This is a genomic window from Acinetobacter sp. ANC 4636 (genome assembly GCF_054454555.1).
Genome location: NZ_JBTKVD010000001.1, coordinates 385,167 through 398,512, shown reverse-complemented (window position 1 = coordinate 398,512; position 13,346 = coordinate 385,167). Strand labels below are relative to the sequence as shown.

Genomic DNA, 13,346 nt, shown 5'->3' with positions numbered 1-13,346 from the left:
TTACCTTACAGTTTTAATTTGAGACATTTTTATATTAGTTAAAAAATTACCATCAGCCTGTTTTATATTGATTAAAGACCCATCTTGTGAAAAATTCACGGCAGATACAGTACCTGTTATATTGTTACCACTATCTGTTACAATTTCTACTTGTTTTCCAATAATACTAAGCGACTGTAAAGTTGCATTAATTGATACTAAATTACTTATATTTTCATTCGTAAGTCTGGCTTGTTCTAGATTAGTGAATTGAGCCATTTGGGCAAGAAATTCTCTATTATTGATCGGTTCAAGTGGATCCTGAAATGTTAATTCAGTCATAAAAAGTTTGATGAAATCATTTTGACTTAAATTACTGCGACTGACTTCTCCAGTAGCAGCAGTTAAACTATTTCCAAGAGCCTCTATAGCCATATGTATCTCGTTAAATTTTGGACCAAATGATTTTTCCATTCAGCCATATTCTATCAATATTATTAGGGAGTTGTCTTTGAATATTTTCCAGCAATTCAGTACAATCTTCCGAGAAACTTCGGATAAATAACTCTGATTTTGTAATCAAAATATTTTTCTTAAAAAAATTAGGCGATGCCCCTAAAATCTTCGCTGGATCAATTAAATCTTTATTATTAGTGCTCATCTCAACCTTAAAGCCTTTTTGGTTAAAAAAATTGACTAATTGAATAGATTTATCTACAGTTTTCTTGTCTATTGAAAAATTCTTCATAGTATTTTTTTGCATAGATATAGAGTTCCTAGAGTATTCAATAGAAGCTACTTGATGAGACAATTGAAAATTATTTATTTCATTTAAGTAAGATAAGTGGTTTACAGCAGTACTTTTAAAATCATAACTTTTTCCATAATTTATCATTTTTGAGTTAATTGGATGTATAGTTTCTTTTAGGTATAGGTCTTTATCAATATCAATTCCGCTTACCTTTTTTTCTTTAATCATATTTAAAAAACTTTGGTTAAACAGATCATTGCCCTGCTCTTTTGTATTTTTGACTAATTTATCTTTGCTATCATAAACAGTTTTTGCTGTGTAATCTACTTTAGTACTGACCAAAACAATATACTCAATCTAAACGATTATAAGATTCTACCAACTGAAATTCTCGAATAGAACTATTCAAATGGTCAATTTTTCTTTTATGTATCACCAAAAGATTCATCTTATCGTGCAATGCTTCTTTTAATTCGTGACTCGCTTTTTTATTACTTAAATATTCATGATATTTCTTATTAATCAAAATAAAATTCTCATCATAAGTTTTGTTATCGATAAAAAACCCCAAATTTCTTTGAAGTTTGGAAACGCTCTCTAACAGAACCGAATATTCATGTTGACTTTTATACATCAAGGTATCAGTTTCATGACATTTCATTTTTAATGTATTTACCTCATTTTGCATCATCATGTACTGTAATTGAAAAAATTTAACAACTGCCTGTTTCTTTACTAAGAAATTCATGTCCATAGCATTTAACCTACAGCGTTAATTTCATCTACAATATTTTTTGCAATTATCCATATATCATCCGTTGCTAAAACTTCGTTTTCAAGTTGAATTAGCATCGCATCAATCTTAGGCTTATTTTTTATAACACAATCTAGCAATATATTTTGACCTGATTGATATGCACCTAACTGAATCATATCTGAGAACTCTTCATACAAAGCCAAGTACTTTTTGAGTTGGGCAATCACAGTTTTTTGTTCTTTAGTATGTAAAACACTTGAAAGTCGACTAATACTTTTCAGGACATTAATTGAAGGAAAGTGCCCTTTATCAGCGAGTGAACGATCAAGCATGATATGTCCATCCAAGATTGACCGCATATGATCAGATATCGGCTCATTATAATCATCCCCCTCTACAAGAATGGTATAAATGGATGTAATCGAACCTTGACCTATCAATGCTCCACCTCTTTCAATTAAAGGTGGTAATTGAGAAAATACTGAAGCTGGGTAACCTCTTAGGCCTGTAGGCTCTGATGCAGCTAAACCAATTTCACGTTGTGCATAAGCAAACCGTGTAATTGAGTCCATCACTAATAATACATTAAAGCCTTTTGCCCGATACCAATCTGCGACAACAGTTGCTGTATAAGCAATAAATCTACGGAACACTGCTGGTTGTTCTGCTGTAGCGACATAAACGATGGATCTTTTTAGACCTTGTTCACCCAAAACTCCGGAAATAAAATCAGTAACTTCACGCCCCCGTTCGCCTACTAATGCAATGATAATCACATCTGTAGTCGCATATTTGCACAACATTCCCAATAAGGTACTTTTACCTACACCACTACCAGCAAAAATTCCTATACGTTGTCCAATACCTATTGGAGTAAATAGGTCTATTGCCTTTATCCCTGTATTTAATTTTTGAGTAATCGGAATACGATGTAACGGATTAATGGGTATTAAATTTTTAGAAAGAAACTCTACCGACTCTGGTAAAGGCTTTTCATCAATTGGATTTCCTAATGAATCAAATACTCGCCCTCTTAAGTCTAAGCTAACTGGAATTTGAATAGATTTTGCTGAAGATATAATTTTACAATCTAGGCTAAGTCCATGAATATCACCAAAAGGCATTAAGATGAAAGAACATTCATTCACAGAGATGACTTCGGCAAACATATCAACAGAAGTATCACGACTAATGATAAGTACAATTTCTCCAATACTTACATTTAAACCTGTTGCTTCAATACTTACACCACTAATACCCTTAATTTTGCCAATAATCTGGCTAAAAGATGCAACTGTAAGTTTTTTTAAAATACTGGTTGTGACACGATCAACATTACTTGTCATTTAATAACTGCCTAGCATTGTTGATTTGTTGGCTGAAACCAATGTCTATGAATGAATTATTGAGTTCTACAATAATCTGCCCACTTGCTAAACTACTATCTTTTTCTATTGTTATTTTATAAGATTCTAAATCTTCAATCACATTTTTAATCATATCAAAATCGCATGTAGGAACCTTTAATAGAAACCCATCATTTAGATTGTGTTGATGTGCCGCTTTTTTTATTATATCCACAATAAATTTCTCATGACCTGATAAGCTAAACACCATTTTCTCTAAAATATTATCAATAATTTTTACAGAAATTTTCTCCATAGAAACATTCAAATCTTTTAAGTTCCGATCAAACTCAGCAATACAACTGTTTAAAGTATTCACTTTTGCTTTAAATTGACTTTCCAACAGTGATAACTGTTGATCATGGAGTCTTTTTAATCTTAGTTTCTCGCTCTCAATTGCTCTTTTATATTCCAACTCATAAGTTTCTTTGAGTTCAGCTAACTCTTGTACTCTAAAATTATTCTTTCGCTCTTTAACTTGAGATAAATTCTTAGATAAATCTATGTCATTTCTTGATGGCTGGTTTCCTTGCTTATTGAAAGCCTGATTGTCAGGTGGTACTTGACCTAATGTAATGGTATTACCAACTTTCTGTACTTGCTTTAATAAGACTGAAGATTCCTTATTTTTTGTACTCATTGGATACCTTTTCATTGAAATATACATCTAAAGTGGCTTGCATTTTAGGTGCTAGTACAAAATCTTTAAGATGTTCTTTATAATCAAGATATTCTTTAAAATATGATGGTTTTTTGCTTAAAGAAATATCTGAAAAAAGTTTATTACCAACAAGAACATACCAAAAAGGAGGTATTACTTCAGCCATTTTCTCAAGAAGTATAGATGATACATCTTGATGACCTAGATCATCTAAAGTAGGCTCACCAAGTAATGGTGAGTCTTGTTCAATACCTAATGCCTTAATTTGTGCTAATAGTTCATCTAGCTTTTCTTGTTCAGACTGAGATAACTTCGATTTAATTTTTTCTTGGTCAACCGTGCATAAACTATAAAATTTTAGCACCCAACTTCTTAAAGCAGATTCATTTGGATCCATTTTTACCCAACCAATATTTGAGATTTACCAAAAGTTGCTCTCTTTCTTCATCAGACAATGTATTCTTTTCATTCTTTACAAGCTTTGATTTTTGACGAATAAATTTAATAATAAGAAATAGCAATATCAAAAATGAAGTTGAGAAAAGTATAATATTGAAAGGACTAAAAATATTAGATGTAGAAACCTGCGTATCATGATCTAGCACTTCAGCTTTTTGTGGTTGTGTTGGTACAGATACGATATTTGTAGGTTGAACCATACTACTAACAAGTGCAAGATTATCACCTCGTTTTTTATCAATCCCAAGACCGACCTCTAAAACTTGTTGAATGTTAAGCAGCTGTGTAGCACTTAATGTATTCGGAACGATCACGCCTACATTAATTTTACTAATTTTCCCTGTAGCATACTCGACTTCAGATGTTTCTTTACCAATTGCATATTCGCTATCTCGAGAACTATCTTTCTGAGATGTATTTACATTTTCTATACTAGATGTATTGGAGGATGATTCTTTTTTACTTAATAATAGAATTCCAGCATCTGAAAGAATAGGTTTCTCACTTGTGACCTTTTTCTTATCAAAATTAACTTGAACATTTGCAGAAACACTAACTTTGCTAATATTAAAAGACTGAAAAAGTATACTTCTTACTTTACTTTCTATTTTAGCTTCAAGATCTTCTGATCGACTTAATGCATTAGATTGATTATTCAAATTATTACTAATGATTGCTCCTTGGTCATTCAATAGCACAACGCTTTTAGCGTCTAAACCACTTACAGCTGAGGCTACTAGGTTCTGAATACCCTCTATGCTTTCTTTATTTAATTGATAATTATTAAGCGTTTCAATAACGACAGATGCCTTAGCGGTTGCTTTATCTATTTCATAGATTGTATCTTTTTCAGGAGTTAGATGAACACGAGCATATTTGATACCCTCCATCGTCATAATAGATCGGGCCAGTTCACCTTCTAATGCACGTTGAAAATTAATCTTTTGTGCAAAATCTGACATTCCATAATCAGTCTCATTGAATAATTCAAAACCAACTGTTTTTGGATTGCTTAAACCGCCTTTATCTAGGGCAATTTTCGCATCACCTAATCTATTCTCTTCAACTTCAATGATATTGTTTTTGATTGTATAAGGAATATTAGATGAGTTTAATATCTTAATTACATTCGCTTGAATATCTTTATTTTCTTGTTGTAATAAAGGTGCATATGTTGGCTTTAAAAACCACCAACATGCTCCAATAAATCCAAGAATAATAAGCACAGTTCCGCTTATAAAAAAAGCAGACTTTCTACCCCAAAAATTCATTCTATCTCTTACTCAAACTAGTTGCTTAGATTTGCATACGTGTGATTTCTTGATAACTCTCAACTAGCTTATTTCTCACTTGAACAGCAAATTGAAATGACAGTTTTGCATTTTCCATAGAAACCATAACATCATGGACAGGTATATTCTCACCTGCTGCATATTGCATAACCTTTTCAGTTGCATTTTTATATATTGCATCATTACGATTAAGCATATCTAAAAAGCTGAGCTGTTTTGATTCTACTGAACCATTCAGAGGTTTTCCCAGTTTAGGTAATTGTGCAGTTGTATCAAAACTGATAGCACTTAGAGTATCCATTTAATCATTTTCCAATTTCATAGGCTTTGGCTGTCATATCTTTAATACTATTAAAAATCCGAATATTCGCATCATACGCTCTGCTTGCTGAAACCAAAGTAGCCATTTCAGTTGCTGTATTAACAGCAGGATAAAACACCATTCCATTACTATCAGCCAATGGGTGACTAGGCTCATAGACACTTTTTGTCTTAGAGTTGGATACAGTATCTAAATATATACTATTTTTTACATCATTTAAAAAGGTTGGATGAGTCTTAACTTGTAGAACAGCAGCCGTATTTTTATTTGGCAATGCCACATTTGCAATAGCGATATTATAACTTGCAGCTTCAACTCTTGCTTTTTCATACTTTAGGCCAAAGGCTATGACATCTTGAATAGATAAATTAGAAAGTTGCATTACAACTCTTTTCCTTGTATTGCTAATTGCATTAATCCATAACTCCTATTTAATATTTCTGCGAGCCCTTGATAACGACCACTAGCAGTCACTGCTTCAAATGTTTGTTCATCGAGCTTTATTTCACTCTTAGGAATATTGCTTTGATATTTATTCATATCTATCTGATTATAAGTCAGGTTATGTAAAGATACATCCTTCATCAATTGCTTATAATTAAAAAAAAGGCCTGATGTACCTGATAAATTTATATTTGCTACATTTGTAGCGGCTACCTTAATTCGCATATCTTGTATATTCATCGCATTGACCAATATGTGGCTAATACTTGAAATATCGTTCATATTAATTTACCTATTGAATGACTAAGTCAGCATTTAAGGCACCTGCATCCTTAATTGCTTGAATAATCGTAATGATATCTCGTGTACTTAAACGCATTTTTTGTAGTGCTTGAACTAATCCAGATACTGTTGCACCTTTTGGTAAAGAGATAAAATTTGCTGTATTTTCATCCACTTTTAAATCGGTTTGAGGAACAACAGCTGTAGAAATATTTTGATTATAATTACGACCCACAAACATAGGTTGAGAAACTAAATATTCTGTATTTACTTTAATATTTAAGTTTCCTTGTGAAATATTCACTTCACTGATTTTAACATTTGCCCCAGCAACAATTGTTCCCGTTTTTTCATTAATTACAATTCTTGCGAGTTGATCAGGCTCAACTTCCAAGCGCTCAATACTTGCGATAAAATTAGGGATCTGCATGTAAGGCGTAATTGAAACTTCAATTTTTCCAGCATGCATAACTTTTACATTCACTCCTTGTTTTGAAATAACCTGAGCAATTCGATTTGCTGTTGTATAATCAGGTTGATTTAAAACCAGTATCAATTTATCTTGAGAACTTGTATTTTCAATTGCTTTTTCTAAATATGCACCTTTAGGAATTCTTCCAACAGTTGCATGATTTTTCTGTGCTGCATTTCCATTTACTTCAAAAGAATATCCACCAACAACAAGAGGGCCTTGTGCCAAAGCATATAATTTATTATCAGGTCCGTATAGCGGCGTTAAAATTAAAGTTCCGCCTAATAAACTTCTTGCGTCACCAATTGATGACACTTCGACATCAAATTTGTCACCGGTTTCACTATATGGAGGCATTTTCGCAGTGATCATTACCGCAGCAGTATTACGTGCATTTAAATCATGCTCATTAATATTCACATTAAAATGTTTTAAGGTATTTACTAAGGCCTGCCTTGTTGTGCTATTTCTATCGGAGTCACCACTACGCGCTAATCCAACAACTAAGCCATAACCGACCAAAGCATGTTCACGATCATCTTGTACACGGACTAAATCTTTTAATCTAACCATATTACCTGCAGCTAAGGTATGTGGATTAAAACAAAGTAGAGTAACGAATCCAATCAATACTTTTTTCATATTATCCTTAACCAATGAAAAAGTTTGTAAAAAATACTGAGTTTTTGAGCATCATCTGCGATACCTTGACCATTAATCTGAATTTTTGCATCTGCTAAACGATATGAATAAATAGTATTGTCATAACTAATATCATCAGGTCTTATAAAACCACTTATTTGAATGAGCTGTTTATCATTATTGATAATTGCTTCTTGACTCCCTTCGACTTTTAAATATCCATTTGGTAATTTTTCTTTAACTCGAACAGAAACAATAGTTTTTAATTGTCCTTGTCTAGATGTATTACCTTCACCACTCGCTCCACCTTCCACCCCTAAACCAACATCCGCTTTAGCTGTTAAAGTGCTAGCAGAAAATGATAAATTAGTTTTATTTTTCGCATTAGTTCCAACAGATGATTTAGCCGAGGTCGATTCAGCTACTAAAACAGTTAAAATATCACCAACATTCACTGCACGTCTGTCACTCGTCAAAGCCTGATAATTTTCTGTGTTTATTAAACTTGTTTGTGCTATAGCATGACTAGTCAATAAAACAGATAAAATCAAAATAATTTTATTAATCAATTTTAACAGTTCCCTTTTCAATCACTGTCGTTCTAACTAGTTGATGATTACTCAATAAACGTACATTTACTTTATCTAAATATTGACCAAATTGCTGTGCAATACCCTCAGTCTCAATCGTAATACCTTCCGAAATTGCCAAAACATGAACATGTTGGTCTCTATAAACCCAAGGTGCTTTACCCAGATATTTTTTCAAAACAGGAGTATTTAATTTTACCGATTGTATAAGCCATACATCTTCATTAAATGGAGCTATAGCAAGTTGACTTTTTCTAATCTTTTCCTTAATTATATCAATCTCTTGATATTCAAAAAAATTTTTGTTAAGCGGTTGATTATGAATCACATTTCGTTTAAAAACCCAAGCCATCATTTTTATTTCAGGTCTGAACCATAATACTTTATTTCTAGAAATCCCCGTTAATGGCTCACAATCTATAACCTCAAATGCAATTCTAGATTGATAAACAGATGTTTTCAGCTCTAACTGCGAATACAAATGACCTGAAGATTCAAATAAAGGAAACAATTTAGAAGACTGATCACTTTCTATATGCTTTATTACTAACTGATTTGCAGATTCAATGAGTTGCTCACTATTTAAACCTGTGCAAGCATTTACATTATTATGCACGAATAAAAAAGCAAAGAGAAATAATCGCTTTAAATGCATATCAACGTCTTAAATTGTTTATAGTTTCCATAATTTGGTCTCCAGCTTGTAGCACTCGTGCATTTAATTGATAAGCTCTTTGAGCCATAATCAGATTAGAAATTTCACTTACCAAATCTACATTCGACATTTCCAAATGCCCCTGTAGCACGACACCCATTCCATCTGTACGCAACTCACCAAATTCAGGCTCACCACTTCGTTGAGTCGCGATATATAAACCATTCCCAGTTTTCTTCAGTTGGCTCTCATTTTCAAATCGAACTAATTCAATTTTACCAAGTTCTAGCTCTTCGCCTGTACCAACAATCTTGCCTGTCAATGTACCATCAGCCGTTAAAACTACCTTTTCAACATCAGGTGGGATTCGAACATCTGCTGTTAAAGTCTGCCCACCAGCTAAAGCCAGTTGTCCATCAGAGTTCACATGAAATTGACCAATGCGTGTATAAGCCAAGCTCCCATCCGCTTGCTCAATTTCAAAAAATCCCTGACCTTGTATTGCAAAGTCATACGGTTGGTTTGTCGTTTGAACATCCCCATTTTTAAAATCGGTATAGGTTTGTTCTAATGAAACCCCGATCCCTTGTTCTGATACTCGACTATTGCTATTGTTACTTGCAACAAGATTGGCAAACTGAGCATTTTCTTTTTTATAGCCCATTGTTTGTGTATTTGAGATATTATTTGAAATAGTATCTAACCATTTTTGTTGAGCAAGTAGCCCAGAATTTGCAATATTTATTGCATCAATCATTTTATTTCCCCAATTGGTTTATACCAGTATCCAATAAATTATCGTAAGTGTTTACTGCTCTTTGCAAACTTTCAATATGTCTAGACAATTCCATTATTTTAACCATATCTTGACTCATGACAGTATTAGACTGTTCAAGTTTTCCTTGAAAAACCTGATATTCATTCTGATCGGATTGCTTTACATTTGAAGCCGAATATAATGCATTTCCTTCTGATTTCACATCACCATTTTCAGCATAAACTACTAACATTTGATTTATTACATGATCATTTTCAGAGTCATGAATAAGACCTTTCGAATCTACTTTCAAAGTGTCTAAATTCTTTTCTGAAATTATAATTGGCTTTGCTTCCTGACCTAGAACAGATAGACCTTGCCGTGTTAAGAGGTATCCATTTTTATCTACGTGGAAATGCCCATCACGCGTTAAAGCAAAGCCCTTATTTGTTGCAATAACAAACCAACCTTTACCTGATAAAGCAAAATCAAGTGGTTTATTGGTCTCTGTGAATGAACCATTACTTGAATTTAAATAAGATGACGTTTGTCTTTGTGCTAAATCTGAGAATGTTTTTTGTGCTGTTGTTGAAGAGCTTAGCGTACTAAATACACCTTCACTTCTATACCCGACTGTATTTATATTGGCAGTATTCTGAGAAATTGTCTTTAAGGCATTAAACTCTTGTTGAATTACTTGTGCCAATTGCATAATTGAATCGGTCATGCACTCAGCTCCACTGGGTGAAAATCAGGAATTGAGATAATACCTGCAGATGAAATCTGAATAAACTGCCCTAACTCTGCAATCGATAATACCTCAACATGTGGAATAGCTCGAGAAATCATTGCTCTCAAAGGACGCCGAATAGAAGGTGAACACAGTAAAACTGGCTGGACATTATTCGCTAGTTGCTTCTCTGTTTCCTGCACGATACTTCTCAGAAATTTATCAATATATTGAGGAGGTAACATACTTTCATTATTGACCCGTACCATTGCTAACATATGGCTTTCTAATTCTGGTGCAATTGTCATCACTTGTAATATACCATCAACACTGAGAAATCGTTCATAGATGATAGATCCCAAGCGTTCCCGTACTTTTTCTGCTAAATCTTCTGGAATCTTATTCACCCGTCCCACATCTACAAGCACTTCTAGAATCTTCTCAATATTTTTAATACTAATCTGTTCTTTTAGTAACAATTGTAGAACTCTTTGAATATCAGAATAAGTCAATACCGTAGGAATAAGCTCATCCAGTAAAGAACCCATACTGTCTTTATGCAGTTGAATTAACTTTTCAGTTTCAGCACGTGTTAAAAAATCGCTCAGATAACGTTTAATATTCTCAGATAAGTGGGTCACAATCACTGTCTCAGGATCAACAATTGTAAATCCTAGTGCTTTCGCCTGTTGTTTTTGTACTTCATCTATCCACAGAGCTGGCAAACCATAAGTCGGTTCTTTAGTCTCCTCACCAGAAATACTATTCATAGCAGCATTGCCAGAGTTAATTGCTAAAAATTTTAAATAATTAACATTTCCTCTTGCAACAACTGCACTATAAATCAATATTTGATAATGATTTTCTTGTAATTTCTTATCGACACTAATCGATAGTTTTGGTAGAAATATACCCAAATCTAGTGAAAGTTGCTTTTGTAAACTATTATATCGTTGATAAAGTGATGTAGATTCCCCTAGAACATAGGATTCTAAATTTGAACTAATTTTTAATTCAAACGCAGCTGGTTTTAAATCATTTAATTTCTGCTGATCTACGGTTTCCTTTGCCTCGATGCCTGAATCTTCCTTCTCTGTAGTCTGATTTTCTTTATATTTTAACGAATACCAAACTGCAGCTGATAGAATAAGTAATAAAATAAAAATAGGTATAACTGGTAAACCTGGCAAAAACAGCATTATGACTAAAGTCAAACCAACAATAATAATTGTTTGAGGATATGCAAAAAATTGCTTGCCTAATGCTTGACCTAAACGCGTATCTGTTGCGGCTCGTGTAATAATGATACCTGCTGCAACTGAAATGATTAAAGATGGAATTTGAGTCACAATACCATCGCCTATTGTTAATAACGAATAGTGCTGTAAAGCCTCTGACCACCCCATACCACGTTGCAACATACCGATAGATAAACCACCGATAATATTAATAATAATAATCACAACACCAGCAATGGCATCACCTTTTACAAATTTAGATGCACCATCCATCGCCCCATAGAAATTAGATTCCTGCTCTAACTGATGACGCCGACGCTTCGCTTCATCTGAATCAATCAGTCCCATATTTAGGTCAGCATCAATACTCATCTGCTTACCTGGCAATGAGTCTAAGGTAAAACGAGCAGCGACTTCTGCAACACGTTGAGCACCATTGGTGATAACAATATACTGAACTACAATAAGGATAAAGAAAATCACAAATCCTACAACTAGGTTTCCAGCCACCATGTAGTGACCAACAGCAGCAATTACTTTACCTGCGTCAGCATGATCTAGAATCAAACGTGTTGATGAAATATTCAGTGCTAAACGAAATAATGTGGTAATTAATAATAAAGAAGGAAAAGTAGAAAAACTTAAAGGTTTTTCAGTATCCAAAGCCAATAATAAAATCAATAATGCAACCGAAAAATTCGTCAGTAATAGGAAATCAAGCAACCATGTCGGAATTGGTGTAAACAACACCAATAAAATTCCAATAACTCCAATCACTAAAGCCAAATTATAAAATTCAAATTTTAATTTCTTTTTATCAATCATCTGTTACAGCTTCAACTTTGAGTTTGGTAATGCAATTATCCAGCGATAAATATCAACGATATCATTATGCATTTCAATCGGTATCGACTGATTAATCACACAGTTTGCATAAATATATCGAGCCACAACTGGGCGATGTAATATCGGTATCTGATTCTTATATGCAACCCTCTTAATCATATGCGCAAGCATACCTGTTCCTGTTGCCAAAACAATAGGGGTTTGCATTTTTTCTGGATTATAAACTAGAGCAACTGCATAATGTGTTGGATTAACAATCACCACATCGGCTTTTTTAACTTGGGCAATTGCTTTAACTTTAGTAAAAAATGCTTGCTGATTTTGTCGGCGTTTCGATTTTAACTCTGGACTTCCTTCTTTATGGCGATATTCATCTTTCACTTCTTTATGACTCATACGCATTTGACGAGAAAACTCTCGTTTGGCATACCACATATCAAAAAGTGCAAAAATAGCCATAACTGCAACTAAGCTCAACATCAAAGTAATAATAGACTGACCAAAGCCCAAAACGATTGATTGAGGAGTTCTTGATAAATGACTCATCAATTGTTGAATAATATAGATAATCGCAAAATATGTAATACTGAAGAATAGTAAGCCTTTAATAATGACTCGAATGACTTCAACAAACATTCGTTTAGAAAATATTTTTTTTAATCCCTTAATTGGATTTAATCGACTAAAATCTGGTTTTAATGTAATAAATGAAAAAACAAAACCACTATACATAAGACTAACAGCTATCGCGGCAATTATAAGCATAAGAATTAATGGAAAAATAACACTAAAAAGCTTAGATAAACTTTTATCTCCTAAATATTCTACATTCGTTAAATCATTCTGAATAAGGATATCAGCATGACTGAGCCACCATGCTGTTTGCTTAAAGACCTCTAACGCAATATTGCCTGCAAACATAGCAAAACCTGCAATAAAAGTTGCAATCACAACAAAGGACAATAAGTCTAAACTTTTTACGACATTACCTTTTTTCCTGGCTTGTTCTAATTTATAAGGTGTTGCCTGTTCAGATTTTTCTTGTTGATCATCCATCTTTATC

The 13,346-nt window shown here is 33.2% G+C and carries 17 protein-coding genes; all 17 read right to left on the bottom strand.

Annotation, left to right across the window (positions count from 1 at the left end):
• Genes ACX1N5_RS01900 through ACX1N5_RS01820 form a run of 17 tightly spaced genes read right to left on the bottom strand, consistent with a single transcriptional unit; the run spans window position 1 to window position 13,339 of the window.
• A complete protein-coding gene (locus ACX1N5_RS01900; protein ID WP_458802187.1) occupies window positions 1–414 on the bottom strand; it encodes a flagellar hook capping FlgD N-terminal domain-containing protein in 414 nt (137 codons plus the stop codon).
• 10 nt (window positions 415–424) lie between these two features.
• Window positions 425–1,072 (bottom strand): hypothetical protein, encoded by a 648-nt coding sequence (locus ACX1N5_RS01895; RefSeq protein WP_458802189.1) that lies wholly within the window; start codon window positions 1,070–1,072, stop codon window positions 425–427.
• Window positions 1,073–1,082: 10 nt separating this feature from the next.
• Entirely contained in the window at window positions 1,083–1,484 is a 402-nt protein-coding gene (locus ACX1N5_RS01890) for a hypothetical protein (protein WP_458802191.1), read from the bottom strand.
• A 5-nt stretch (window positions 1,485–1,489) separates the two neighbouring features.
• Window positions 1,490–2,833 carry a FliI/YscN family ATPase gene (locus ACX1N5_RS01885; RefSeq protein WP_458802193.1) on the bottom strand — a complete coding sequence of 448 codons (1,344 nt, stop codon included), beginning with the start codon at window positions 2,831–2,833 and terminating at the stop codon, window positions 1,490–1,492.
• Complete coding sequence (locus ACX1N5_RS01880) at window positions 2,823–3,533, bottom strand: FliH/SctL family protein (RefSeq protein ID WP_458802195.1); 711 nt, start codon at window positions 3,531–3,533, stop codon at window positions 2,823–2,825. The genes ACX1N5_RS01885 and ACX1N5_RS01880 overlap by 11 nt, the downstream gene beginning before the upstream one ends.
• Window positions 3,517–3,951 (bottom strand): hypothetical protein, encoded by a 435-nt coding sequence (locus ACX1N5_RS01875; RefSeq protein ID WP_458802197.1) that lies wholly within the window; start codon window positions 3,949–3,951, stop codon window positions 3,517–3,519. Before ACX1N5_RS01875 ends, ACX1N5_RS01880 begins: the two co-directional genes overlap by 17 nt.
• Window positions 3,938–5,284 carry a flagellar basal-body MS-ring/collar protein FliF gene (gene fliF, locus ACX1N5_RS01870; protein WP_458802199.1) on the bottom strand — a complete coding sequence of 449 codons (1,347 nt, stop codon included), beginning with the start codon at window positions 5,282–5,284 and terminating at the stop codon, window positions 3,938–3,940. Before fliF ends, ACX1N5_RS01875 begins: the two co-directional genes overlap by 14 nt.
• A 25-nt stretch (window positions 5,285–5,309) precedes the next feature.
• Window positions 5,310–5,606: a flagellar hook-basal body complex protein FliE gene (gene fliE / locus ACX1N5_RS01865; protein ID WP_458802201.1), complete on the bottom strand. Its 297-nt coding sequence runs from the start codon at window positions 5,604–5,606 to the stop codon at window positions 5,310–5,312.
• Window positions 5,607–5,610: 4 nt separating this feature from the next.
• Window positions 5,611–6,009, bottom strand: a complete 399-nt coding sequence (locus tag ACX1N5_RS01860; RefSeq protein ID WP_458802203.1) for a flagellar basal body rod protein FlgC — start codon at window positions 6,007–6,009, stop codon at window positions 5,611–5,613.
• Window positions 6,009–6,353 (bottom strand): hypothetical protein, encoded by a 345-nt coding sequence (locus ACX1N5_RS01855; RefSeq protein ID WP_458802205.1) that lies wholly within the window; start codon window positions 6,351–6,353, stop codon window positions 6,009–6,011. Before ACX1N5_RS01855 ends, ACX1N5_RS01860 begins: the two co-directional genes overlap by 1 nt.
• A 10-nt stretch (window positions 6,354–6,363) precedes the next feature.
• Window positions 6,364–7,467 (bottom strand): flagellar basal body P-ring protein FlgI, encoded by a 1,104-nt coding sequence (locus ACX1N5_RS01850; protein WP_458802206.1) that lies wholly within the window; start codon window positions 7,465–7,467, stop codon window positions 6,364–6,366.
• Window positions 7,464–8,036 carry a flagellar basal body L-ring protein FlgH gene (locus ACX1N5_RS01845; RefSeq protein ID WP_458802208.1) on the bottom strand — a complete coding sequence of 191 codons (573 nt, stop codon included), beginning with the start codon at window positions 8,034–8,036 and terminating at the stop codon, window positions 7,464–7,466. The genes ACX1N5_RS01850 and ACX1N5_RS01845 overlap by 4 nt, the downstream gene beginning before the upstream one ends.
• Window positions 8,029–8,712, bottom strand: coding sequence for a flagella basal body P-ring formation protein FlgA (locus ACX1N5_RS01840; RefSeq protein ID WP_458802210.1), 684 nt, complete (start codon window positions 8,710–8,712; stop codon window positions 8,029–8,031). The genes ACX1N5_RS01845 and ACX1N5_RS01840 overlap by 8 nt, the downstream gene beginning before the upstream one ends.
• 1 nt (window position 8,713) lies before the next feature.
• Window positions 8,714–9,469, bottom strand: coding sequence for a flagellar hook-basal body protein (locus ACX1N5_RS01835; protein ID WP_458802212.1), 756 nt, complete (start codon window positions 9,467–9,469; stop codon window positions 8,714–8,716).
• 1 nt (window position 9,470) lies between these two features.
• Window positions 9,471–10,196: a flagellar hook-basal body complex protein gene (locus ACX1N5_RS01830; RefSeq protein WP_458802214.1), complete on the bottom strand. Its 726-nt coding sequence runs from the start codon at window positions 10,194–10,196 to the stop codon at window positions 9,471–9,473.
• Complete coding sequence (locus tag ACX1N5_RS01825; RefSeq protein ID WP_458802216.1) at window positions 10,193–12,262, bottom strand: flagellar biosynthesis protein FlhA; 2,070 nt, start codon at window positions 12,260–12,262, stop codon at window positions 10,193–10,195. The genes ACX1N5_RS01830 and ACX1N5_RS01825 overlap by 4 nt, the downstream gene beginning before the upstream one ends.
• A gap of 3 nt (window positions 12,263–12,265) precedes the next feature.
• Window positions 12,266–13,339 (bottom strand): EscU/YscU/HrcU family type III secretion system export apparatus switch protein, encoded by a 1,074-nt coding sequence (locus tag ACX1N5_RS01820; RefSeq protein ID WP_458802218.1) that lies wholly within the window; start codon window positions 13,337–13,339, stop codon window positions 12,266–12,268.
• Window positions 13,340–13,346 lie beyond the last annotated feature (7 nt).